Source organism: Streptomyces sp. NPDC005925, assembly GCF_040638805.1.
Taxonomy (GTDB): domain Bacteria; phylum Actinomycetota; class Actinomycetes; order Streptomycetales; family Streptomycetaceae; genus Streptomyces.
Map to the genome: position 1 here is coordinate 20,969 of NZ_JBEXVL010000001.1, position 23,154 is coordinate 44,122.

Here is a 23,154-nt window from a genome sequence, read left to right on the forward strand (position 1 = left end):
TCCGTCAAGAGTTCCGGCACGGATCGGTCCAGGCTTTCCGGAGGACACCCGCGCGCGGGCCGGCGCGCGCGCCGGCCGCGGCCCGAAGTGGCGCCCGTCGGCCGCCCGCGGCACACGAGAATCGGTCGCACCTCTTGACTCATGCTTCCGCCAGATGAAGCATGCACGCCGAGAGAGCGCTCCCAAACCCCCCACCACGTTCACTTCCTGAACCAGGAGAGCCGCCAACATGCCCGCTTCCTCCCCGTCTTCCCGGCTGCCCTCGATCGGCCGCCGGACCGTCCTGGGCGCCGCAGCCGCGACCGCTCCCGCCGTGCTCGGCCTGGCCGGCTCCGCCTCGGCCGCCCCCACCGCCCCCACGGCCCGGCAGAAGAAGCCGCGCAAGCTCCGGGCCGGCGGCGACCTCGGCCCGAACGTCATCGTGTTCGACCCGTCGACGCCCGGCATCCAGACCAAGCTCGACGAGATCTTCAAGCAGCAGGAGACGGCGCAGTTCGGTCAGGGCCGCTACGCGCTGCTGTTCAAGCCGGGCACGTACAACGGCCTCAACGCCCAGCTCGGCTTCTACACCTCGATCATGGGCCTCGGCCTGTCCCCCGACGACACCACCATCAACGGGGACGTGACGGTCGACGCCGGCTGGTTCCAGGGCAACGCCACGCAGAACTTCTGGCGTTCGGCGGAGAACCTCGCGCTCGTGCCCGTCAACGGCACCAACCGGTGGGCGGTCGCGCAGGCGGCCCCGTTCCGCCGCATGCACGTGCGCGGCGGGCTCAACCTGGCCCCCGACGGCTACGGCTGGGCGAGCGGCGGCTACATCGCGGACAGCCGGATCGACGGTCAGGTCGGCCCGTACTCGCAGCAGCAGTGGTACACCCGGGACAGCACGGTCGGCGGCTGGACCAACGCCGTGTGGAACATGGTGTTCTCCGGCGTCGAGGGCGCTCCCGCGACAGGCTTCCCCAACCCGCCGTACACCACCCTCGACACCACGCCCGTCTCCCGCGAGAAGCCGTTCCTGTACCTCGACGGCGCGGACTACAAGGTCTTCCTGCCGGAGAAGCGGACCAACGCCCGCGGCGTGACCTGGGGCAGCGGCACCCCGCGCGGCACCTCCGTCCCGCTCACCCAGTTCTACGTCGCCAGGCCCGGCGACAGCGCCGACACCCTGAACCAGGCGCTCGGCCAGGGACTCCACCTGCTGCTGACCCCGGGCATCTACCACGTCGACAAGCCCCTCCAGGTCGACAGGGCCAACACCGTGGTGCTCGGCCTGGGATACGCGACGATCGTCCCGGACAACGGGGCCACCGCCCTGAAGGTCGCCGACGTCGACGGCGTCCGGCTCGCCGGGTTCCTCATCGACGCCGGCACCGTCAACTCCGCGACCCTGCTGGAGGTCGGACCCGAGGGCGCGTCAGCGGACCACTCCGCGAACCCGACCACCGTCCAGGACGTGTTCGTCCGTGTCGGCGGCGCGGGCGCGGGCAAGGCCACCACCTGCATCGTCGTCAACAGCCGTAACACGATCATCGACCACACCTGGATCTGGCGCGCCGACCACGGCGAGGGCGTCGGCTGGGACGTCAACCGCTGCGACTACGGCCTCGTCGTCAACGGCGCCGACGTCCTCGCGACCGGCCTGTTCGTCGAACACTTCAACAAGTACGACGTGCAGTGGTTCGGCGAGCGCGGCCGCACGATCTTCTTCCAGAACGAGAAGGCGTACGACGCCCCCGACCAGGCGGCCATCCAGAACGGCTCCACCAAGGGTTACGCCGCCTACCGCGTCGGCGACGGCGTGACCACGCACGAGGCCTGGGGCATGGGCAGTTACTGCTACTACAACGTCAACCCGGGCATCGTGCAGCACCACGGCTTCGCCGCCCCGAACACGCCCGGTGTGCGCTTCCACGGCCTGAGCGTCGTCTCGCTCAGCGGCAACGGGCAGTACGAGTGCGTCATCAACGACACGGGGTCGCCGACGTCGGGCACGAACACGGTGCCGTCGACGGTGGTCTCCTACCCGTGACCTCCACGGGCTGACGACCGGCACGCGCCGGGGGCGAACGGCCGGCGCCATGAGGTGACCGGCCGTCGCCGTGTCGGAACGGCCGGCGCCGTCACGTCAGGGACGGCGACGGCCGCTCACGCCAACCGGCCGTCGCCACCCGGGCGGTGGCGGCCGGTGCCGGGGCGTAGCCGGTGGGCCGGGCCGTGAACGTGCCACGGCCCTGCGTACGGCTGCGCAACCGGGTGGCGTAGCCGAAGAGTTCGGCCAGCGGGACGGTCGCCGTGACCACCGCCGAGCCCGCCCGGGTGGCGGAGCCCGTCACCCGGCCGCGGCGTGCCGCGAGGTCGCCGAGCACGGCGCCGACCGCGTCCTCGGGCACGGTCACCGTGACCTCGGCGACCGGTTCCAGCAGCACCATGGCGCAGGCCCGCAGGGCGTCCCGGAGCCCGAGGCGGCCCGCCGTGCGGAACGCCGTGTCCGACGAGTCCTTCACGTGGGTCGACCCGTCGGTGAGCGTCACGCGCAGCCCGGTCACCGGGTGAGCGCCGAGCGGCCCCTCGGCGAGGGCGTCACGGCAGCCCGCCTCGACGGCCCGGGCGTACTCCTGCGGCACCCGGCCGCCGACGACCGTCGAACGGAACGCGAAGCCGTCGGTCCCGAGTTCGTACGACAGCGGCTCGACGTCCAGGACGACGTGCGCGAACTGGCCCGCCCCGCCGTCCTGTTTGACGTGCCGGAACACCACACCCGACACCCCGCGGCCGACCGTCTCGCGGTGCGCGACTCGCGGTCTGCCGACGCTGGTGTCGATGCCGTGCTCGCGCCGGACGCGCTCCACCGCGACCTCCAGGTGCAGTTCGCCCATGCCCGACAGCACTGTCTGCCCGGTCTCCGCGTCGGTCCGCACGCCCAGCGAGGGATCTTCCTCGACGAGCCGCGCGAGCGCGCCGGCCAGCCGGCCGGTGTCGGCGGACCTGCGGGCCTCGACGGCCACCGAGACGACCGGTTCGGCGCTGCCGGGCGGTTCGAGGACGAGCGGCGCCTGCCGCGCGCACAGGGTGCTCCCGGCCCGGGCGGACTTCAGTCCGACGACGGCCACGATGTCCCCGGCCACCGCCTGTTCCAGCGGCGCGTGCCGGTCGGCCGTGACGCGCAGGACGCGGCCGACCCGCTCGGTGCGGCCCGCGGTCGCGTCCCACACGGTGTCCCCCTTTCCCATGGTTCCCGAGTAGATCCGTACGAAGGTCAGCCGGCCCGTCGGGGTGGCGCTCACCTTGAAGGCCAGCGCGGCGAGCGGTTCTCCGGGGTCGGCCGCCCGGCTGTGCTCGGCGCCGTCCCGCGTGCCCCGTACGGGCGGCACGTCGAGCGGCGAGGGCAGGTAGTCCACGACGGCGTCGAGCAGCGGCTCGATGCCGCGGTTGCGGTAGGCGGAGCCGCACAGCACCACGACGCCCTCGCCGCTGCGGGTCAGGTCGCGCAGTGCCGCGGTGAGGGTGTCCGCGCGGAGCGTCTCCCGGTCGCAGAACTCCTCCAGCGCGGCCGGGTGACGCTCCGCCACCGCCTCTTCCAGCATGCGGCGCCGCCGATCCGCCTCCGCCCGCAGCCCGTCCGGCACCGGCCCTTCCTCGGCCAGGTCCCCGGTCCAGGTCAGCGCCCGCATCCGTACGAGGTCGACGACGCCGGTGAAGGCGTCCTCCGCGCCGATCGGCAGGTGCACGACCAGCGGCGCCGGGTGCAGGCGCTCCCGGACGGACGCCACGGCCGCGTCGAGGTCGGCCCCGGCCCGGTCGAGCTTGTTGACGAACGCGATGCGGGGTACGCCGTGCCGGTCGGCCTGGCGCCACACGGACTCGCTCTGCGGCTCGACCCCGGCGACCGCGTCGAACACGGCGACCGCCCCGTCGAGGACGCGCAGGGAGCGCTCCACCTCGTCGGCGAAGTCGACGTGGCCGGGTGTGTCGATGAGGTTGATGCGGTGTCCGTGCCAGGCGCAGCTCACGGCCGCGGCGAAGATGGTGATGCCGCGGTCGCGTTCCTGCGGGTCGAAGTCGGTGACGGTGGTGCCGTCGTGGACCTCGCCGCGTTTGTGCGTGGTGCCTGTCGCGTACAGGATGCGTTCGGTGACGGTGGTCTTGCCGGCGTCGACGTGGGCGAGGATGCCGAGGTTGCGGACGACGGCGAGCGGGTTGCGGTGGATGCGCACGACCCTGGGCCTTTCGAGGGGTTCCTGGAGGGGGCGGCGCGATGTGCCGTGAGTACGCGTACCCGACGCAGCTGGGCGGGCACGCACACCTGGACGGCGTGGCGTGGGCGGACGCGTCGCCCGGCGAGACCCCGGACGTGACCGTCGGACATGGCCGTCGGGCGTGGTCGTGGGGCGGGTTCGTCAGGCGGGGGTCACGGCCTCCGGTGCCGGGCGCGCAGCGGGCACCGGGCGGCCGGAGACACCAGGATCACCTCGTACCGGGAGCGGGGAGCGGCGCCTGCGGTGCGGTCACGCACGGCTCTGCTCCCCTCGTCCAGGACACTCGGTACGACGACGCGCCACCGGTCGGGCCGGGCGGCGCGCGTTCTGTGCCGTGAGTGTAGGTGGGCCCGGCGCGGGGACGCACAGGGTTTTCCGCGCCTTGCGCGCCCCCTTGCCGGCCCGGGTGGCGGCCGGGTCGGTTCAGGAGCCGGCCCCGTCGTCCGGTCCGCGGGCGGTGGGCGGGAGGGCGTCGCCGGCGACGAGCGCGGCGGGGGCGGTGCGGCGCGTGGCGCGAGTGGATCAGCGGCCTCGCGGGCGAGCAGTGGTGGAGGCCGTCCCGTGACTCACCGGCATGTCCCGCGCGGGAAGAGGCGCCCATCCCCATATGGGACCGTGTGAGAACCGACACTTCGCCGCAACTGCCTGTACTGGTGTGAGGCGCGAAACGGGTGGGCAGTGAATGCACGTTCGAGAGGGTGGTGTCGGGCTAGTGGGAGTACCTGTGCGCGTGTGCGTGATCGGTGCAGGCCTGTCGGGACTGGCGGCGGCGCACGCGCTCAACGCCAGGGGAATCGACTTCGTCTGTCTGGAGAAGGCCCCGGACGTGGGCGGCATCTGGCGCCAGCCGGGAGCCGGTGAACGTGGACCGGCCTACCTCGCGCTGCATCTCAACAGCGCCAAGCAACTCACGGGTTACGCGGATTTCCCGATGCCGTCCGAACTGCCGCTGTATCCCAGTCACCGCGATGTCGCCGCGTACCTGCGGGCCTTCGCCGAGTGGGCCGGTCTGCTGTCCCGAGTCGAGTTGCGCACCGAGGTGCAGTCGGTGCGCGAGGCGGCCGACGGGACATGGACGGTGATCAGCCGGGACGCGCTGGGCTCGGTGTCGGCGCGGCGCTTCGACCGGGTGATCGTCGCCTCCGGGCACAACACCGAGCCGTCGATGCCGTACCCCCTGCCGCCGGGTGCCGACACGTTCAGGGGACCGATCCTCCACTCGATGGACTTCCGCACCGGCGAGTCCTTCGCGGGCAGGCGCGTGGTCGTCGTGGGTCTCGGGGCGTCCGCCGTCGACATCGCCGCGGACGTCTCCCGGCACGCGGCCCGCACCCTGCTCTCCGTCCGCCGCGGGCTGCACGTCATACCGAAGCAGCTCTACGGCATATCGGTCGACCTGATAGCGGAGGCGCCCTGGTTCACGTCCATGTCGTTCACCGAGCAACGGCAGTTCGTGGAGCAGGCACTGCAGGTGGCACGGGGCAGACTGTCCGACTACGGGCTGCCCGAGCCCGACCATCCGATCTTCTCCTCGGCCGTGACCATCTCGGACGAGATCCTCAGCCTCATCCGGCACGGCGCGGTGATTCCGAAGCCCGCCATCGGCTCCTTCGAGGGCAACCACGTGGTGTTCGCCGACGGGACGTGGGAGGAGGCCGACGCGATCGTCTACTGCACCGGCTACCGGATGGCGTTCCCGTTCCTGCCGCCGGACTGCCCGGTCGGCCCGCGGGGGACGGTCGGGCTGTACCGGCGCATCGTGGCCCCGGACCGCCCCGGCCTGTACTTCGTCGGGCTGATCCGGCCCGTGGGTTCGATCACGCGGCTCGTCGAGGCGCAGGCGCAGTGGGTGGCGAGGCTCGTCGACGGCGAGATCCCGCTGCCTCCCCCGGACGGCATGCGCGCGGAGATCGACGCGTACCTGACGGGTGTCGAGCAGCGCTACGGCCGCACCGAGGGAGCCTCGATCCAGGTGGACGTCGGCACGTATCTGAGGGATCTCAGGGAGTTGCAGAACGCGTAGACGCGCGGGAACCGGACCGGGCTTGCACGGTCGTGGCGGGCTGGCCCGGTTCCACCGGCCGCGCGAAGCGCCCTGAGCACTCGTTCAAGGGGATGCGCTCGCCGGCCGATCCGGTGGTCTCAGTGCACGGCCTCGGGCTGCTGGGCCCGGAGGTTGGGCGGCCTGACCCGGTAGGCCTCGGCGGAGACGTAGACGGTCACACGCGGACGCCTGCCCTGCTGGTGGGCGAGGGAGATGTACGCGACGAGCCCGACGCCGTCCGTGAGCGGCCGCCCGGTGACCGCCGGGACGGCCCGGACCAGCGGGCGGGGGTCCATGCCGTGGCGTTCCAGCACGGTGACCGCCCGTTCCAGGGCCTCCCCGTCGTGCCGGGCGTGGTCGCGGACCGGGACGTAGAGGGTGAAGCCGCTCGGCAGTCCGCTCGCCGTCTCGGTGAAGGCGTGGCAGGACTGGAAGGGCCGCCGCAGGAGGGCCTCGTCACCCTCCGCACCGTCGCCCCGCGAACCGGTGACGGTGCGGAAGAAGTCGCGGAATCCGGCGTGCCCGGCGTCGTCGGCCGTACGGGACAGCGCGGCGGCGTCGGTTGCGGACACGTCCTGGTGGGCGAGGTAGACCTTCACCCGGGGCTCGTCCCAGTCGCCGAGGTCGAGCGCGAAGAACAGGAAGCCGTCGGACGGGGGCAGCGCGTCGAACGCGTGCCGGTGACCGAGCCGGCGCAGCGCCTCCCGTACGGTCTCAGCGGAACGTTTCGCTCCCCTGGCTCCCGGATTGAGGTAAACCTTCACCTTTGGCACACCACCGGGCCGCAGCTCCAGCGCGCACCACAGCGCGAGCGGGCCTTGCGGGTCGGGCGGCAGGAACAGGTCCGCGAGTTCGTCGAGCCGGCCGGTGGAGAAGTTCCAGCGCCGGGCCAGGTCCCGTACGACGTTCAGGCCGGCGCGGCCGCTGCGGGCCAGGCTGCCCGCGCCGCAGCCCGGGTCCAGCAGGACCCGCAGCACGGGTGCCTCGCCCGGCGTGAAGGACAGCGAGTACTCCACCGGCGAGTGGTCGTCGGACAGGAAGGTGGGGGTGGCGGGCGGCAGGTCGAGGGGCCGCGCGGCCGCATGGCCCAAGGCCTCGACCACCGCCTCGACGTAGCCGCGCGTGTCCACCGGGTCCAGGCCGGCGGCGGCGCACAGCCGGCTCAGCTGGCCCACCGCGAGGCCGCCGAGCGTGCCGTGGCACGCCACCTGGGGGGCAAGGAGATACCCGCCCGCCGAGGCGGATATCCGGTCCCATTCGAATGGTTCGTGCATGAAATCGGCGTCAGTGGATATGTGGTCCACGACACCTCCTTAGCCTCGTCAGCATCACTCGTAACGCGTTGCTCACTACCCGTGAGGCAAATTCTTCATGCTCCGGTGTGGAGTGAGGCGTGTCGTGAGATCACTTCGTGAGCCAGTTGAGGAACTGGCTCCAGCGACCGCCGCGTTCGCTCCTGCGCTCCTCCGCGCCACGGCCGGAGGACGCCGCCGTCTCCGGCCTCACCCCGGGTACGGACCGCGGGGCGGGCTGCACCGGGGTGAAACGGGTGGGCAGCGCGGCGAGGCCACGGTTGAACGGGCCGGGACGCCAGCTCAGACTGTCCTCGGGCACGGCGAGCTCCACGTCGGGCAGCCGGGTCAGCAGGTTCTCCAGGGCCGTCACCGTGATCTGCCGCGCGGGCTCCTTCGACGGGCAGGCGTGCGGACCCGCGCTCCACGCCAGGTGGGCGCGGTTGCTGCCCGCCTGCCGGGCCGCCGACAGCGCCGGACCGGTGTTGGCCGCGGCGAAGCTGACGAGCACCAGGTCGCCCGAGCGCAGCTGCTGCCCCGCGAACTCCATGTCCATCGCCGGGTAGTGCGGCGCGAGGTTCGCGATCGGCGGGTTCTCCCACAGCGTGTCGTCGACGGCCTCGTCGATCAGCCCGCCCTTGTACGCGTACGCGTCATGGGTGAGGAGTCGGTGCAGAGCGTTGCCGATGAGGTTGCGCAGCGGCTCGGTGCCGGCGGCGAGCAGCAGCGCGAGCTGGTGCACCATCTCGTCGTCGGACAACCGCGCCTGGTGCTGCATCAGCCAGGACGTGACGTCGTCGCCGGGACGGTCCCGCTTGAGCGCGACGAGCTCGCCGACGGCCTCGAACAGCACCTCGGCCGACTTCTCCGCGTTGACGCCGTCGAACATGCCGGAGACGCCGAACAGCACCCGGTCGCCGATGCCGGCGGGGCAGCCGAACAGCTCGTTGAACACGAACAGCGGCAACTGCTTGGCGTAGTCGCCGAGCAGGTCGGCCGAGCCGCGCCCGGAGAACTGCGCCATCAGGTAGTCGGAGACCTGCTCGGTGCTGCGGCTCAGGCGGCGTGTGTCGACGCGGGCCATGCTGTCGGTGACGGCCTGCCGCAGCCGCAGGTGCTCGGCGCCGTCGGAGAACATGCAGTTCTTGCGGTACGCCAGCAGGGGTACGACGGGGCTGTCCGGGGCGACCTCGCCCTCGTTGAAGGCCCGCCAGCGGCGCGAGTCCTTGCGGAACAAACCGGAGTCCTGCAGGAGTTGCAGGGCCGCCGTGTAGTCGGTGACGAGGGTGGCCTCCACCCCCGGGGCGAGCTCCACGGGCGCCGCGGGACCGTACTGCCGCAGGTAGGCGTAGTACGCCTGGGGGTCGGCCGCGAAGTCCGGTCCGTGCAGCGGCACGCGGGCGCCGGAGCCGTGGGCCGGGCACCCGGGGGGAGGAACCGGGGCGGTGTCGTGAGCGTCCATGTCTGCTCTCAGCTTCCTATTGGGCACGGTCCAGCAAGTAGCGGACAAGAGTGGTCAGCGCGGCGGCCGACGACTTCTCGTCGCGGGCGTCGCAGGTGACGACGGGGGTGTCGTCGAGCAGGTCCAGTGCCTCGCGCAGCGCCCGCGCGTCACGCGGCGGCGACCCGTCGAAGTGGTTGACGGCGATGGCGTAGTCGAGTCCGTAGTGCTCGATGAGGTCGATGACGGGGAAGGAGTCCGCCAGTCGCTCGGGGTCGACCAGCACCAGGGCGCCGAGCGCGCCGCGCGCCATGTCCTCCCACACCTGGACGAAGCGCTGCTGGCCCGGCGTTCCGAACAGGTACAGCACCACACGGTCGCTGATGGTGAGCCGGCCGAAGTCCATGGCGACCGTGGTGGTGGTCTTGCCGTTGACGCCCTTGAGGTCGTCGACGGTCTCGGCCGCCCGGGTCATGGTTTCCTCGGTGGTCAGCGGCTCGATCTCGGAGATCGCCCCGATGAACGTCGTCTTGCCGACCGCGAAGTGCCCGACCACGAGGATCTTCACGGCGGTCTGCGACGCCCCGTCGCGGACGTAGTCCTGCTCATCCAAACTTGGCGCGGAGACCATGCAGCACCTCTTCCAGGATCTGCTTGTCGGCGACTGCGGCGCGCTGCACCGGCGGACGGGTGACGACGAACCCGCCCTCGATGAGCGAGGCGAGGAGGATCCTCACCACCCCCAGGGGCAGCCTGGTGTGCCCGGCGATCTCGGCGACCGAGAGGTACCCGGCGGAGCAGATGTCCAGCAGGCTCTGCTCCTCCGGGGACAGCCGAGTGGGCCGGCGCGCGTGCTCGGGGGCGGCGGTGACGAGGGTGATCAGCGAGAGCTGCTGCTCGTCGGGCAGACCACGGCCCTTGGTGATGACGTACGGCCGTACGAGCTCCGGCGCCTCCGGCTCCCAGCCGTCGAGGCCGGTCATGAGCGGGCGCCGAGGTTCTCGCGCGGCGGCGTCGTCAGCTCTTTGCCGAGCTGGGCGACGAGCTGCTGCATGCGGAAGGTGATGTCCGCCATGTCGACGTCCGGCGTGGCGGAGACACCGAGGTAGGCGCCCTCACCGGCGGAGATCAGGAAGACCCAGCCGCCGTCGAACTCGACCAGCGTCTGCCGCCACTGCTGGGTGGCGTCCTCGCAGAAGAAGCCGAGGGACCGGCTGAGGGACTGGACCCCGCTCATGGCGGCGGCGACACGGTCGGCGTCGTCCTTGCCGATGTCCCGGGTTCTTGCCATCAGCAGACCGTCGGCGGATATGAGGACCGCGTGCAGTGCCCCGGGAATCTCCAGGGCGCTGTCGAGCATCCAGGACAGATCGTGCGTCACGAGACCTCATCACCTTCGCTGCTTGCACCACGGGTTCTGCCCTCTTCGTCCGCGGAGTCGGGCTGCGCGACGCGGCCGGACTGCGTGCCGCGCTGGAAGGCGCCCATGATCGCTGCCTTCTCCGCGCCGGAGCGGGCCGGTGCGCCGGTGGCCGGGGCGCTGCCCGGCACGATGGCCATCGGCCGCTTGCGGCGCCGCTTGGGCAGGCCGTCGACGGTCGAGGACCCGACCACCGAGGGCTCGGGACCGGCGGCCGGGCCGACGCCGGCGGTCGCGGGCACGACCGGGGCGGGGGCCTTCCTCTCCGGCATGGCGGTGAGCAGATCGTGCGGGATCAGCAGCACCGCGCGCACTCCGCCGTAGGGCGAGCCGGAGTCCACGGACACCTCGAAGCCGAAGCGTTCGCAGAGCACGCCGATGACGGCGAAGCCGAACTGCGGCGGGTTCCCGAGCCCGGCCACGCCGGTCGCGATCTCGCTGGAGAGCAGTTTCCCGGCGCGGGCGCGTTCCTCGTCGCTCATGCCGACACCGGCGTCGTCCACGACGATGCAGATGCCCTTGGGCACGGTACGGATGTTGATCTCGACGACGGTGTCCGGGCTGGAGTAGCTGGTGGCGTTGTCGAGGAGCTCGGCGAGGGCCAGCGCGAGCGGTTCGACGGCGCGGCTGGTGATGCCGAAGTCGACCTGGGAGAGAATGTCCACCCGGCGGTAGTGCCGGATCCGGCCCTGCGCGCTGCGCACCACGTCGTACACGGAGGCCACGTCGCGCTGCCGGCCGAGCCAGCCGTCGCACAGAACGGCGATGGACTGGGCACGCCGGCCGAACTGTGAGTTGGTGTGGTCGATTTCGAGCAGGTCCTGCAGCATGGTGGAGTCACCGTACTTGGACTGCAGCCGGGAAACGACCAGTTGCTGTTCGGCTGCAAGTCCCTGCAATGTCCGCATCGCGGACTTCAGCACGGTTTTCGTGCCTTCCTCGGCTTCCTCCTGAGCTGCCCGGACGGACTGCGCATAGTTGTTCTCGAGTTCGGCGTTGTGGGACGCGAGCGCCGCAATCTCCTGTCGCAATGCACGCGCCGCCCTGCGCTGCCGGACGATGAGGGCGACAGCGGCAACGAGCACGACGAGAAGAGCCCAGAGCACCGGGTTCTGCATGTATTCCGTCATAAGACTCTCTTCAGGCGACCGACGGTCGGCTTGCTGAATTCCCGTCACTGCGGATGGGCCGGCGTACCGCCTCTGTCCGGGTGATCCTCCGGACGTCCCTGAAGGTCGGAGGTGTCGTACACCTGTCCGCCTGCTCCGCAAATCGCGGTGATCGTATCACCGGACTATCCATTGAACACACGTCAGGAAAACTGCGCAGACGATCCCTTGGGGGATAACCGGGACGCCCCGGGACGCGCTGTTCTTCCCTGCATCTGCAAGGGAAAACCGCCGCGCACCGGCGCACACCGCCACCCCCTCCGTCGCGCACGGGTTTCCGTCGGCAATGTGCGTTGCTTCACCGAGAAACCAGGTGCGGCCGGGGCGACAGAAAAGACGGTCGAAAGTGATCCAGGCCACCCTGTGGGGAATCCCCGATTCCGTCCCTGTGGGGACTTCGTTGGCGGGGCCACGTTTTGCAATGATGCGTTGCTCGCCGCCATGGGGAGGGCGGCCTTGAGGAGGCTTCGAGAACGTCTCCACGTCGCGCCGAGCGCGCCACCCCGGGCGGCGGCGGTCCCCGGGCCGTGACAGCCCCCGGGCGGCGGCGGACCGCGATCGGCGCCGGACGCACGCGAAAGGTCCCGACCTCACGGTCGGGACCTTGTATGTCACTGAGAGTGTCCGAGGGGGGACTTGAACCCCCACGCCCGATAAAGGGCACTAGCACCTCAAGCTAGCGCGTCTGCCATTCCGCCACCCGGACGAGGTGTTTGCCGCCCGGCGGAGTCTTCTCCGCGCGGCGACGAGGACAACAATACCAAGCTTTCGCAGTGCCCTTCACCTGCGTTTCCGTCCACTGGGGCGCCTTCCCTGGGCACCTTCCCGGACCGGTTTACCGTACGCCGTCGATCCATCGCTGTCCGTAGGTGAACCGGTGGTGGGAGCGCTACGAGGAGGCCCTCCCCGGGGTGCGGGAAGGGCCTCCTCGATTGCTCCTCGATGCGCGGCGGAGTGTGCCGGGTGTCAGCAGTTCTCGCGCAGGGAGTGCAGGTGCTCGCTGGAGCGGCGGGCGAAGGTGAGGGACTCGGCCGGGTTGTCGTGTTCGGCCTGCCAGTGGTGTGCGAGGCGCTCGCCCCGCAGCCGGTTCACGCCGGAGAGGAACCCGCGGTAGTCGATGTCGCCGTCCCCCACGTCCGTCATGCGGTAGCCGGACGGGTCCGACGGGTCTCGCTCGCCGTCCTTGACGTGGAACAGCGGGTAGCGGTGCGGCTGCTCGAGGACGTAGTCGATCGGCTCGAACGGCGCGGCCGTGCCGTCGGGCCGCCTGGAGAAGCGGAACTGGCCGACGTAGGCCCAGTAGATGTCCATCTCCAGGTGGACGAGATCGGGGTCGGTCTCCGCGAGCAGGACGTCGTACAGCCGCACCGTGGGGTCGTCGGTGGCGAAGGAGAACTCCTCGGAGTGGTTGTGCTGGTAGAACTTCATGCCGCGTGCCTTCGCCGCCGCGCCATAGGTGTTGAAGTCCTCGGCGGCCCGCTTCCAGGCGTCCACGGTCGAGCCGTAGCGGAACGGTCCGGAGGCGGTGCCGATGTGCTGGAGGCCGAGGGCCTCGGCGTCGTCGAGGACCTGGGTGAGGTTCTGCGCGAAGGTGTACGCGTTCGGGTCGTTGTCGGCGTAGTAGCCGACGTGGCTGCCGATGGGGTGCAGGCCGTGGTCCTTCGCCAGGCGCTTGAGCTGCGCCAGGGTGATGGGACCGGCCGAGCCCTGGGTGTAGCCGGCGAACTCGACCTCGTCGTAGCCGTACTTGGCGAGTTCGGCGAAGACGGGGGCGAAGCCCAGCGTGGAGACCTTGTCGCGCAGGCTGTAGAGCTGGATGCCGAGCCGTCCGGGCGGCAGGACGGGACGGCCGCGGCCCGCGGCCGACGCGGCGGCGGTGTTCGGGGCGGCGGTGGCGGGGGACGCGGCGCCGAGCAGGGCCGCGGCGGTGGCGCCCGCCGCTACGCCGAGCATGCCTCGTCGGCTGAGGCGGTGGGTGAGTTCGGGGTCGGGAACGTTGTGCGACGAGCGGCTCATGCCTGGGACTCCTCGAAGTCGATGGGCGTTGTCAGTGGTGCGTGCTTCCCTTGTGATGAGTGACGGACAGGTCGGTCGCCGGCCCGTCGGCGAGACCGGCGAGGTGGAGCAGCAGTGATTTCACGTCGGTGGCCGCGACACGGTCGCCGACGGCGCGGGGGGTGGAGCAGATGAGGAGCGGACCGTCGTCGTCGCTCTGTGGAAGGCGGCCGTGGCTGCCGCGAATGGGTGAGGGGTCCAGAGGCACGACCGCCATGCGGTAGCGCATGCCGAGCTTCTTGCGGAGCAGAGCGGTGCCCGCCTTGACCTTCACATAGGGGTCGAGCGGGTCCATGAACAGCTCGACCGGGTCGTAGCCGGGCTTCCGGTGGATCTCCACGAGCTGCGCGAAGTCGGGCGCGCGTGCGTCGTCCAGCCAGTAGTAGTACGTGAACCAGGCGTCCGGTTCCGCGACGGCGACCAGTTCGCCGGAGCGCGGATGGTCGAGGTGGTGGGCCTTCTTGCCCTCGTCGTCCAGCAGTTGCCCGATGCCGGGCAGGCCTTCGAGGGCGGCGCGGGTGGCCTCCAGGTCCTCGGGGCGGCGGACGTAGACGTGGGCGATCTGGTGGTCGGCGACGGCGAAGGCACGGGACGCCATCGGGTCCAGGTACTCCATGCCGTCCTGGGTGTGCACCTCCAGGAGTCCGGCGCGGCGCAGGGCGCGGTTGATGTCGACCGGGCGGCTGACGGGGGTGATGCCGTACTCGGACAGGGCGACGACGGTACGGCCCTCGGCCCGGGCGTCGTCCAGGAGCGGGGCGAGGGCCGCGTCGAGGTCTTCGGCCGCCTGCCGGGAGCGCGGGTCGTCGGGGCCGAAGCGCTGCAGGTCGTAGTCGAGGTGGGGGAGGTAGCAGAGCGTCAGGTCGGGTTGGCGGGTGCTCATGATGTGACGGGTGGCGTCGATGATCCACCGGCTGGAGACGAGGTCGGCGCCGGGGCCCCAGAAGTGGAACAGGGGGAAGGTGCCGAGCTTCGCGGTGAGTTCGTCGTGCAGGGCCGGGGGGCGGGTGTAGCAGTCGGGTTCCTTGCGGCCGTCGGCGTAGTAGACGGGGCGGGGGGTGACCGTGATGTCGGTGTCGGCGCCCATGGCGTACCACCAGCAGATGTTGGCGACGGTGTAGCCGGGGTGGGCGCGGCGGGCGGCGTCCCAGAGTTTGTCGCCGGCGACGAGGCCGTTGTGCTGACGCCACAGCAGGACGTCGCCGAGTTCGCGGAAGTACCAGCCGTTGCCGACGATGCCGTGCTCGGCGGGGTGGGCCCCGGTGAGGAAGGTGGACTGGGCGGCGCAGGTCACGGCGGGCAGGACGGTGCCGAGCGGGGCGCGGGAGCCGGACTGGCCGAGCCGCTTGAGGTGGGGCATGTGGTCGAGGAGGCGGGGGGTGAGACCGACCACGTCGAGGACGAGGAGCGGGGTGGGGCGGGTGCTCATGGCAGTTCCTTCAGGCCGAGGTCGGTCAGCAGGTCGCGGGCCAGGGTGAGTTCGGCGGCGATGCCGTCGGCGAGCTGGGCTCGGCCACGGGGCCGCAGCTCGGGCGGGAGGGCCTGCCAGGTGTAGGTCTCGACCTCGAGGTGGCGGGTGAGCGGGTGCGGGCCGCCGACCAGCCGGGTCAGCGCCGCTTTCAGTACGGGAAGGGTGGAGGTGAGGGGCGTGGCGGGGGGCGCGTGCAGGGGGACGTGGAAGTGGGCGCGCCAGGGCGCGGTGTCGGGCAGGGCCCGGCCGGTGAGTGCCTCGGGAAGGTCGTCGGTGCCCCGGAGGCCGTCGACCGTGGTGACGCGGGTCTGGTGCAGGAAGCGGGGTTCGGCGAAGGCGGCGAGCGCTTCGCGGACTTCGGGCCGGCCGGGCCGTTCGGCGTGCAGGGCGGCGGACAGCTGGGACTTGACGACGGTGACGTGGGCGTCGGTGAGCGCGTCGACTGCGGTGTGCGGGTCTTCGAAGGAGGTGGCGAGGTGGCAGGTGTCGACGCAGATGCCGATGCGGTCGTGGCCGATCGCTGCAAGGGGGGCGATGGCGTCGCCGGTGGTCTCGACGACGCAGCCCGGCTCGGGTTCCAGGGCGACGCGGATGGACCGGCCGGTGAGTTCGTGGAGGACGTCGAGACGTTGGGCGAGGATGCGCAGCGCGGCAAGGGCGGTCTCGGTGCGGTCGTCGCCGGCCGCGGTGCGCCAGGCCAGTGGCAGTGTGGAGATGCTGCCCTCGGTGACGTCGTCGGGGAGCAGCCCGGCGAGGACTCTGGCGAGGGCGGTGGTGTGCTCGAGGCGTTCCGGGTCGGCCCAGTCGGGCCTGTACACGCGGTACTTGACCTCGTCGGCGCCGAACCCCTCGTAGGGGAAGCCGTTGAGGGTGACGACTTCCAGACCGCGCCGGTCGAGTTCGCAGCGCAGGCCTCGCAGCGCGGACGGGTCGGAGACGAGGGTGTGTGCGGCGTCGCGGGCGAGCCACAGCCCGATGCCGAGGCGGTCGCGACCGAGGCGGCGGCGGACGGGTTCGCAGTGGTCGCGGAGCTGGGCGAGGACACCGTCGAGGGTTTCGGCGGGGTGCACGTTGGTGCAGTAGGCGAGGTGGACGGTGGAGCCGTCGGGGTGGCGGAACCGCACGGCTCACTCCCCGCCGCGCAGGATGGAGTTGCCCTCGTGGGTGGCGTCGGCCGGGGCCACGTCGAGGTTCAGGCGCCCGCTGAGGCCGTAGAAGGCGACGGGGTTGCGCCACAGCACCCGGTCGACGTCGTCCTCGGTGAAGCCCTCGGCGAGCATCAGGTCGCCGACCTTGCGGGTCTTGAGGGGATCGCTCCTGCCCCAGTCGGCGGCGGAGTTCACCAGGACCTTGTCCAGGCCGTGGCCGCGCAGGATCGCCACCATGCGAGCCTCGTCCATCTTGGTGTCCGGGTAGACGGAGAAGCCCAGCCAGGCGCCGCTGTCCTTGGCCTCCTTGACGGTGGTCTCGTTGAGGTGGTCGACCAGGACGCGGTCCGTGGCGAGCGCCGACTCGCGCACCACGTCGAGGGTGCGGCGCAGCCCGGCGAGCTTGTCGCGGTGCGGGGTGTGCACGAGCGCGGGCAGGTCGTGGTCGGCGGCGAGCTCGAGCTGCGTGGCCAGCGCGGTGTCCTCGGCGGGCGTCATCGAGTCGTAGCCGATCTCGCCGACGGCCACCACGCCGTCCTTGACGAGATACCGGGGCAGTTCGTCCAGGACGGGCCGGCAGCGCGGGTCGTTCGCTTCCTTCGGGTTGAGGGCGATCGTGCAGTGGTGGGCGATGCCGTACTGGGCGGCGCGGAAGGGCTCCCAGCCGAGGAGGGAGTCGAAGTAGTCGCGGAAGGAGTCGGGCGAGGTGCGGGGCTGGCCGAGCCAGAAGGACGGTTCCACCACGGCACGGACGCCCGCGGCGTACATGGCCTCGTAGTCGTCGGTGGTGCGGGACGTCATGTGGATGTGGGGGTCGAAGATGCGCATCAGGACTCCTTGCCGTGGGGGTCGTCCGCGCGGTGCGGCGGCGGGGCCGCGGACCCGGTGAGGGCCAGGACGCGGTACAGATCGTCGGGGACGGTGCGGTCGGCGGCCTCGCGTTCGGCGGCGTAGTCGCCGAGCATCCGGGCGAGTTCGGCGTCCTGGTGTGCGCGGCGCGGCAGGTCCGCGACGACGGCCACGGGCACCCCGGTGAACAGGCACTTCAGTACGGCGTGCCGCCACTGGTGGGCGTCGAGGTGCCGGGCGGCGTACGGGCCGACGGCGGCGGCGAGGAGCCGGGTGTCGTTCGTACGCAGCGCGTCCTCGACCAGCGGCAGCGCGTCGGGACCGGGCACGAGGTGGGGCAGGGCGTGCAGCACGGCGCGGCGTTCGTCGGCGGTGCCCTGCGCGTACACCCGGCTCAGTGCCTCCAGGCCGGCGCGGGCCGCGACGAGGATGAGGACGCGTGCGGCGTCGGCGTGGGCGGGGCCGCAGCGCCGGCCGGCCTCGGCGAGGCGGAGTTCCCACACCGAGATCGGCCCGTGGATGCCGGGGTGCGTGGCGGCCTCGTGGAGGGCCTGGCCGAGCCAGGCGCGGCCGGGCGCGGCGAGGTGCGCGACGACGAAGCGGTGCAGTTCGGCGACGGGGGCGCACAGGGCGGGTGGAGTTCGCTCCGCGTCTGACGCCGGGGTGCCCGTCGCGGCGGGTGGGGTGTGGGGACGGGTCATGGGGTGCCGCTCCCTTCGGGGGTGGCGGAACGGTCGCGGGCAGGTGGGACGGAGGCGGTGTGGGCAGTCGGGGCGGCGGAGGCCGCGGTGGGGGCGCCGGAAGTCGGGGCGGCGGAGGCCGCGGCGGGACCACCGGAAGTCGGGGCGGCGGAGGCCGCGGCGGGACCACCGGAAGTCGGGGCGGCGGAGGCCGCGGTGGGGGCGCCGGGAGGGGCATTCCCGGGTGGGGTGGTGGCTGCGTGGTGTGCGGCGCCGCGGAGGAAGGGGAGGGAGCGGGCGGCGTGGTGCGGGCCGGCGTGGGAGTGCCGCGGGAGTTCGACGACGGTGAGGCCCTGGTAGCCGGCGGCGGTGAGGGCGGCGAGCACGGGTGGGAAGTCGATCTCGCCGTCCCCGAACGGGAGATGGTCGTGGACACCGCGGCGCATGTCCTCGATCTGTACGTGCCGCAGCCAGGGCGCGGCGGCGCGGACGCAGTCGGCGGGAGGAAGGGGTTCGAGGCACTGGCAGTGGCCGATGTCCAGCGTGAGGCCGAGGTGGGCGGGGTCGCCGAGGGCGCGGCGCAGGCGGTGGAAGTCGGCGAGGGTGGCGAGGAGGTGACCGGGTTCCGGTTCGAGGGCGAGCGGGACGCCGGCGGTTTCGGCGGCGTCCAGCACGGGGGTGAGGGTGTCCGCGAGGCGTCCCCACGCGGTGTCCTCGTCGGTGCCGTCGGGCAGGGTGCCGCTGAAGCAGTGCACGGCGTGGGCGCCGAGGTCGGCGGCGACCCGTACGGCACGGATCAGCAGGTCGACGCGGCGGGCCCGGTCGCCGGGGTCGGGGTCCAGCAGGGACGGGCCGTGCTTGCGGCGCGGGTCCAGCACATAGCGGGCGCCCGTCTCCACGGTGACGCCGAGACCGAGTTCGTCCAGCCGGTGGGCGACCCGGCGGGTGCGGGCGCCGAGGTCGGGGGCCAGCGGATCGAGGTGCATGTGGTCGAGGGTCAGACCGACGCCGTCGTACCCGAGGTCGGCGAGGAGGGAGAGGGCGTCGTCGAGCCGGAGGTCGGCCAGGCCGTTGGTGCCGTAGCCGAAGCGGAGGGAGGCGGGTGCGGGGGCGGTTGACGTGGAGGTCGGCGTGGGGGCCGCGGCGGGGGCCGGGAGGTGCGGGGGCCGGTGGGACTGGGGGCTCATGTGACGCTCACCTTCCTCGCGAACCTCCGTCCGGCCGGGGCCAGCGCCGCGACCAGCAGGGCGACGGCGCCCGCGCGGGAGCGGGCGGCGAGTGCGGCCTGGAGGGGGATCGTGGCGCGGATGCCGGCTCCGACGGCGCGCTGGGTGAGAGGGGGTGAGGGGTTGAGGGCGGCGTGGACGTAGGGGCGCGCGGCGGTGAGGGCGTAGGCGGCGCCGAGCGCGGTGGTGAGCGCGGCGCCCTGTGTGGTGGCGGGGCGGGGGACGGCAGGGCCGAAGCGCCCTCCCGGCCCGCTGCCCGGCCCTCCGGTCGGTCCTCTGCCGTTGCCGGTTCGGGGACCCGGCAGGCCGGGGGCGGCTGCTGCCCGTCGGCCTGCCGGGGGCTCAGGGGTGCGGCGGGTCACCAGGTGGGCCAGGAGGCCGGTGGTGGCGAGGGCCGCGAGGGGTGGCAGGGGTGAACCGTCGCGGGTCTCCTGGCGGGAGACCGCCGTGACCGCGAGGGTGTGCGAGCCCAGCAGGGCGGCGGAGGGCAGTGCCGCGCGAGTGTGGCCGGTGGTGGCGGCAGCGCCGAGGAGCAGGTCGAGGCCACGGGCCGCCGCCATGGCGAGGGGCCCGGCCGGGGTGTGCTTCAGGGCGAGGTCGTACGACCAGACGGTGGCCGCGAGGGGCGCGGCGACCGCGAGGGCGGGGCGGCCCGCGCGTGCGGCCAGGGCCAGCCCGGCGCCGGTGAGGGCGCAGGCCGCGGCGAGGGCTGCGGCCGGACGGACCCGTCCGGAGGGCAGCGGACGGTGCGGGCGTTCGGCGGCGTCCTCGGCGCGGTCGGCCCAGTCGTTGAGCGCCATGCCGGCCTCGTACAGGCAGAGGGAGGAACCGATGGCCAGCAGCAGTCCCGGGCCGGGTCGCGCACCTGCCGCAGCCGCACCGGCGAGGGCGTCCCCGGGGACGGTGAACAGGGCGGGGAGGCGGAGGAGTTCGGCCCAGGCACGTCGGTGCTCGGCGGCTGTGGGCGGGGTGCGGGCGGTGCAGGGGGCAGTGGTGGCAGGGGGGTTGGTGGCGGCAGGGGGGTTGGTGGCGGCGGGGCTCCACGCCGTCCCAGGTCCGTGCTGACCCGCTCCCCCGTCCCCGCTCATCGGTCCTCCCCGCCGGCGCCGCGCACGCGACCTGCGCCGCCGGTGCCGCCCGGGCCGCCTGCACGGCTCGCGCCGCCCCCGCCTCCGGGGCCGGCCGGGCCTCCCACCCGGCCCGCACCGTCCGTCTCGCCGGGGACGCCCCCGGCGCCCGGGCCACCGGTGTCGCCCGCGGCGCCGGCGTCGCCCACGCCGTCCGTGCCGCCCACGGCGGCCGCGTCGCGCACGCGACCCGTGTCGCCCGTGCCCTCCGCCGCAGCGGGGCGAGGGGTCTCCTCCGGTCCCCGCAACCGCTCTGCCAGACCCGCCAGCGCCGCGTACTGCTCCGACAGGCCGGCCGGGGACGTGCCCACCGGGTCCTTGAAGTAGAAGCCGAGCTCGCCGACGGGGCCGGAGAGGCCGGCCTCGTGGGCGCGGGCGAGGAGGCGGGCGAGGTCGAGGACGAGAGGGGCGGCCAGGGCGGAGTCACAACCCTGCCAGATGGTCTGGAGGATCATGCGCGCGCCGAGGAAACCGTCGAAGGCGATGTGGTCCCAGGCGGTCTTCCAGTCGCCGAGGGCGGGCACGTCGTCGATGTGCACCTCGCCCTCGGGGGTGGTGCCGAGGGTGTCGGCGAGGACGCGTTCCTTGCCGGCGTTCTTCGCCGCGGCGGCTGCCGGGTCGGCGAGGGCCGCGCCGTCTCCGCCGCCGAGCAGGTTCGTCCCTGACCAGGCGCGGACGGCGAGGGCCCGCTGGGTGAACATCGGCCCGAGCACCGCGCGCAGCAGCGTCTGCCCGGTCTTGCCGTCACGGCCCGCGTACGGCAGCCCGGACGACCGGGCGGCCTCGGCCAGTGCCGGGTGGTGCAGGCCCGTGGAGGGGGTGAAGTTGACGTAGGGGCAGCCGGCGCGCAGGGCGGCGGCCGCGTAGAGGGAGCTGGCGGGGAGCGCGGAGCCGGTGGGGGCGGGTTCGGTCGAGGCGACGTTCACGACGACCGCGCGGGTGAGGCGGTTGCGTCGTACGAAGTCCTGGAGGTCCGCGGCGAAGGCGGAGATCAGCGTGTCGGTGTCGCGGTTGTCGCCGGGCAGGGGGCCGCCGGGGCGGATCTCGCCGTCGGCGGCGGTCAGCTCGGACCGTACGGCCGCGGGCAGGCCGGGCGGGAGTACGCCTCCGGCGGCGAGGGCCTCGGCGCGTTTGGGCAGGGGGCAGTCGACGGTGTCGTGGCCGCCGAAGACGAGGGACGACAGGGCGGGCAGGCCGCTGTCGGCGAACACGGGTGTCTCGGTGACCATCCCGGTCGGCGGGTGCAGTCCTGCGGTGAGTGCGGCGCAGCCCGCCACGACGGTCGTGGCGACGGAACCGCGGGCCCCGATCAGCCAGACGCCGACACGGGACACGGAAGGGGATTCGGAACGGAATGCGGAACGGGACGCGGACATGGGCAGCCTCCTTGTCGTACGCGAGCCCTGCGGGACACCCGGGGTGCGCGAGGACGTGCGCACCCCGGGCACGTGGTGGAGACGGCGGGCGGGGGTACGGCGTCCCCCGCCCGCCGCCGCTCAATCGCCCGCGGCGGGTGCCCGCGCGGGCACCTCGGCGGGCGTTCCGGCAGGCATCCGTGCCGGCGCCGCCTCGGCGGGGGCCTGCGCGGACCCCGCCTCGCCGGCCACCGGCTCGTGCCCCCCGGCAGCCGGCCGCGCGGGCAGTTCCCTGATCCGGATGTCCCGGAAGGACACCTGGTCGTCGGCTCCGTGGTTCTGGATGCCGAGATGGCCGTCGGTCAGGGAGCGGGCCGGGTCGGTGTTGGTGTAGTCGTTGATCTTCACGCCGTTGAGCCAGACGCGGAGGCGCTCGCCCTCCACGCGGATCTCGTACGTGTTCCACTCCCCCGGCGGGTTCAGCGCGCGGTCGCGCTTCTTCAGGTCGGCGGACCGGAAACCGTAGACGGACCCGGTGGTCTTCTCGGGCACGTCGGTGGCGTCGATCTGGATCTCGTACCCGTGGTCGACGGCCGACCACGGGTCGTCGGAGGGCGGGAAGCCCACGAAGACACCGGAGTTGTCGTCGCCGGCCATCTTCCAGTCGAGCTTCAGGGAGTACGCCCCGAAGCTCCGGCCTGCGTACCAGAGCATGCCCATGCCGCCGGCGGTGGTGAGGGTGCCGTCGTCGGCCAGGGCGAAGGAGCCGGGGCCGGCCTGCTGCCAGTCCGCGAGAGAGGCGGGGGTGCCGTCGAAGAGCGGGCGGTAGCCGGTCTCCGGGCGGCAGTCGGCCTGCGCGTCGCCGATGGCGTACCGGATGCCGCCCAGCAAGTGCTGCCGGAAGTCCGGTGCGGCGTAGGACTCCTTGGTGTGGCCCCCGCCGGTGTAGAAGGCGCGGCCGCCGCGGTACTCCTGGCACCAGGCGATGGGGTGGTCGCCGTTCATGGTGCCGCCGGTGTACGAGGACTCGTCGAGCGAGGCCAGGACGTGGGCGCGTTCGCGCGGGTTGGAGCGGTAGTTGTACCACTCGTCGGTGCGGTTCCAGGTCTTGGCCAGCCCGGACGTCGCCGGGTGGGCGTGGTCCTCGACGCGCACGGTGGCGGGCTGGATCGCCGGGTGGGACTGGAAGTAGGCGCCGGCGAGGCCGCCGTAGAACTCCCAGTCGTACTCGGTGTCGGCGGCGGCGTGGACGCCGACGTAGCCGCCGCCCTTGCGTATGTAGCCCTCGAAGGCGGTCTGCTGGGCGGCGTCGAGGACGTCGCCCGTGGTGGACAGGAAGACGACGGCGTCGTAGTGGCGCAGGTTGTCCGCCGTGAAGGCGGCGGCGTCCTCGGTCGCGTCGACCGTGAAGCCGCCCGTCTCGCCGAGTCGTTTCACCGCGGCGACGCCCTCGGGGATGGAGTCGTGGCGGAAGCCGGCGGTCTTGGAGAAGACCAGGACCCGCTTGCCGGCCCTGCCGGTCCTGTCGGGCTGGGCGGCCGTGGGGCCCGCGACGCAGCCCAGGAGCAGGGCGGCGCCCAGGACGGCGGTGGTGGTGCGTACGCGTGTGCGCATGGGG

The 23,154-nt window shown here is 72.7% G+C and carries 18 protein-coding genes and 1 tRNA gene; 2 read left to right on the forward strand and 17 right to left on the reverse strand.

Annotation, left to right across the window (positions count from 1 at the left end):
- Window positions 1-229 precede the first annotated feature (229 nt).
- Window positions 230-2,032, forward strand: coding sequence for a coagulation factor 5/8 type domain-containing protein (locus ABZ354_RS00105; protein ID WP_358651239.1), 1,803 nt, complete (start codon window positions 230-232; stop codon window positions 2,030-2,032).
- Window positions 2,033-2,123: 91 nt separating this feature from the next.
- Here the strand turns inward: ABZ354_RS00105 and fusA are convergent, their stop codons facing one another.
- On the reverse strand, window positions 2,124-4,217 hold the full coding sequence (fusA, locus tag ABZ354_RS00110; RefSeq protein ID WP_358651241.1) for an elongation factor G: 2,094 nt from the start codon (window positions 4,215-4,217) through the stop codon (window positions 2,124-2,126).
- A 766-nt stretch (window positions 4,218-4,983) separates the two neighbouring features.
- Here fusA and ABZ354_RS00115 point away from each other — a divergent pair.
- A complete protein-coding gene (locus ABZ354_RS00115) occupies window positions 4,984-6,282 on the forward strand; it encodes an NAD(P)-binding domain-containing protein (protein WP_358651243.1) in 1,299 nt (432 codons plus the stop codon).
- A 119-nt stretch (window positions 6,283-6,401) separates the two neighbouring features.
- Here the strand turns inward: ABZ354_RS00115 and ABZ354_RS00120 are convergent, their stop codons facing one another.
- The 16 genes from ABZ354_RS00120 to ABZ354_RS00195 form a co-directional block, all read right to left on the reverse strand.
- Window positions 6,402-7,577: a tryptophan dimethylallyltransferase family protein gene (locus ABZ354_RS00120; protein WP_358651245.1), complete on the reverse strand. Its 1,176-nt coding sequence runs from the start codon at window positions 7,575-7,577 to the stop codon at window positions 6,402-6,404.
- Window positions 7,578-7,707: 130 nt separating this feature from the next.
- Window positions 7,708-9,057, reverse strand: coding sequence for a cytochrome P450 (locus ABZ354_RS00125; protein WP_358651247.1), 1,350 nt, complete (start codon window positions 9,055-9,057; stop codon window positions 7,708-7,710).
- Window positions 9,058-9,073: 16 nt separating this feature from the next.
- Window positions 9,074-9,667: an ATP/GTP-binding protein gene (locus ABZ354_RS00130; protein ID WP_358651249.1), complete on the reverse strand. Its 594-nt coding sequence runs from the start codon at window positions 9,665-9,667 to the stop codon at window positions 9,074-9,076.
- Window positions 9,642-10,019 (reverse strand): DUF742 domain-containing protein, encoded by a 378-nt coding sequence (locus ABZ354_RS00135; RefSeq protein WP_358651251.1) that lies wholly within the window; start codon window positions 10,017-10,019, stop codon window positions 9,642-9,644. The genes ABZ354_RS00130 and ABZ354_RS00135 overlap by 26 nt, the downstream gene beginning before the upstream one ends.
- Window positions 10,016-10,417 carry a roadblock/LC7 domain-containing protein gene (locus ABZ354_RS00140; RefSeq protein ID WP_358651253.1) on the reverse strand — a complete coding sequence of 134 codons (402 nt, stop codon included), beginning with the start codon at window positions 10,415-10,417 and terminating at the stop codon, window positions 10,016-10,018. The genes ABZ354_RS00135 and ABZ354_RS00140 overlap by 4 nt, the downstream gene beginning before the upstream one ends.
- A complete protein-coding gene (locus ABZ354_RS00145; protein WP_358651255.1) occupies window positions 10,414-11,586 on the reverse strand; it encodes an ATP-binding protein in 1,173 nt (390 codons plus the stop codon). The genes ABZ354_RS00140 and ABZ354_RS00145 overlap by 4 nt, the downstream gene beginning before the upstream one ends.
- A 660-nt stretch (window positions 11,587-12,246) precedes the next feature.
- Window positions 12,247-12,331 (reverse strand) — tRNA-Leu (locus ABZ354_RS00150).
- 260 nt (window positions 12,332-12,591) lie between these two features.
- The gene (locus ABZ354_RS00155; RefSeq protein WP_358651257.1) at window positions 12,592-13,641 is read right to left on the reverse strand and encodes a sugar phosphate isomerase/epimerase; all 1,050 of its coding nucleotides are present in this window, start codon (window positions 13,639-13,641) and stop codon (window positions 12,592-12,594) included.
- Window positions 13,642-13,672: 31 nt separating this feature from the next.
- Window positions 13,673-15,109, reverse strand: a complete 1,437-nt coding sequence (locus ABZ354_RS00160; protein WP_358651259.1) for a nucleotide pyrophosphatase/phosphodiesterase family protein — start codon at window positions 15,107-15,109, stop codon at window positions 13,673-13,675.
- The gene (eboE, locus tag ABZ354_RS00165; protein ID WP_358651261.1) at window positions 15,106-16,275 is read right to left on the reverse strand and encodes a metabolite traffic protein EboE; all 1,170 of its coding nucleotides are present in this window, start codon (window positions 16,273-16,275) and stop codon (window positions 15,106-15,108) included. Before eboE ends, ABZ354_RS00160 begins: the two co-directional genes overlap by 4 nt.
- Before the next feature lie 3 nt (window positions 16,276-16,278).
- Window positions 16,279-17,127, reverse strand: coding sequence for a TatD family hydrolase (locus ABZ354_RS00170; protein ID WP_358651263.1), 849 nt, complete (start codon window positions 17,125-17,127; stop codon window positions 16,279-16,281).
- The gene (locus ABZ354_RS00175) at window positions 17,127-17,849 is read right to left on the reverse strand and encodes an EboA domain-containing protein (RefSeq protein WP_358651265.1); all 723 of its coding nucleotides are present in this window, start codon (window positions 17,847-17,849) and stop codon (window positions 17,127-17,129) included. Before ABZ354_RS00175 ends, ABZ354_RS00170 begins: the two co-directional genes overlap by 1 nt.
- Window positions 17,846-18,895, reverse strand: coding sequence for a sugar phosphate isomerase/epimerase family protein (locus tag ABZ354_RS00180; RefSeq protein ID WP_358652189.1), 1,050 nt, complete (start codon window positions 18,893-18,895; stop codon window positions 17,846-17,848). The genes ABZ354_RS00175 and ABZ354_RS00180 overlap by 4 nt, the downstream gene beginning before the upstream one ends.
- Window positions 18,896-19,011: 116 nt before the next feature.
- Window positions 19,012-20,142, reverse strand: coding sequence for an SCO3242 family prenyltransferase (locus ABZ354_RS00185; RefSeq protein WP_358651267.1), 1,131 nt, complete (start codon window positions 20,140-20,142; stop codon window positions 19,012-19,014).
- Window positions 20,139-21,557 (reverse strand): inositol-3-phosphate synthase, encoded by a 1,419-nt coding sequence (locus ABZ354_RS00190; RefSeq protein WP_358651269.1) that lies wholly within the window; start codon window positions 21,555-21,557, stop codon window positions 20,139-20,141. The genes ABZ354_RS00185 and ABZ354_RS00190 overlap by 4 nt, the downstream gene beginning before the upstream one ends.
- Window positions 21,558-21,677: 120 nt before the next feature.
- A complete protein-coding gene (locus ABZ354_RS00195; RefSeq protein ID WP_358651271.1) occupies window positions 21,678-23,150 on the reverse strand; it encodes a ThuA domain-containing protein in 1,473 nt (490 codons plus the stop codon).
- Window positions 23,151-23,154: the final 4 nt, after the last annotated feature.

Coding starts and splice junctions, on each gene's coding strand:
- ABZ354_RS00105 (WP_358651239.1), top strand. CDS start 230: ATGCCCGCTTCCTCCCCGTCTTCCCGGCTGCCCTCGATCGGCCGCCGG.
- ABZ354_RS00170 (WP_358651263.1), bottom strand. CDS start 17,127: ATGCGCATCTTCGACCCCCACATCCACATGACGTCCCGCACCACCGAC.
- ABZ354_RS00120 (WP_358651245.1), bottom strand. CDS start 7,577: ATGCACGAACCATTCGAATGGGACCGGATATCCGCCTCGGCGGGCGGG.
- ABZ354_RS00155 (WP_358651257.1), bottom strand. CDS start 13,641: ATGAGCCGCTCGTCGCACAACGTTCCCGACCCCGAACTCACCCACCGC.
- ABZ354_RS00175 (WP_358651265.1), bottom strand. CDS start 17,849: ATGACCCGTCCCCACACCCCACCCGCCGCGACGGGCACCCCGGCGTCA.
- ABZ354_RS00130 (WP_358651249.1), bottom strand. CDS start 9,667: ATGGTCTCCGCGCCAAGTTTGGATGAGCAGGACTACGTCCGCGACGGG.
- ABZ354_RS00135 (WP_358651251.1), bottom strand. CDS start 10,019: ATGACCGGCCTCGACGGCTGGGAGCCGGAGGCGCCGGAGCTCGTACGG.
- ABZ354_RS00160 (WP_358651259.1), bottom strand. CDS start 15,109: ATGAGCACCCGCCCCACCCCGCTCCTCGTCCTCGACGTGGTCGGTCTC.
- ABZ354_RS00195 (WP_358651271.1), bottom strand. CDS start 23,150: ATGCGCACACGCGTACGCACCACCACCGCCGTCCTGGGCGCCGCCCTG.
- ABZ354_RS00145 (WP_358651255.1), bottom strand. CDS start 11,586: ATGACGGAATACATGCAGAACCCGGTGCTCTGGGCTCTTCTCGTCGTG.
- ABZ354_RS00185 (WP_358651267.1), bottom strand. CDS start 20,142: ATGAGCGGGGACGGGGGAGCGGGTCAGCACGGACCTGGGACGGCGTGG.
- ABZ354_RS00190 (WP_358651269.1), bottom strand. CDS start 21,557: ATGTCCGCGTCCCGTTCCGCATTCCGTTCCGAATCCCCTTCCGTGTCC.
- ABZ354_RS00125 (WP_358651247.1), bottom strand. CDS start 9,057: ATGGACGCTCACGACACCGCCCCGGTTCCTCCCCCCGGGTGCCCGGCC.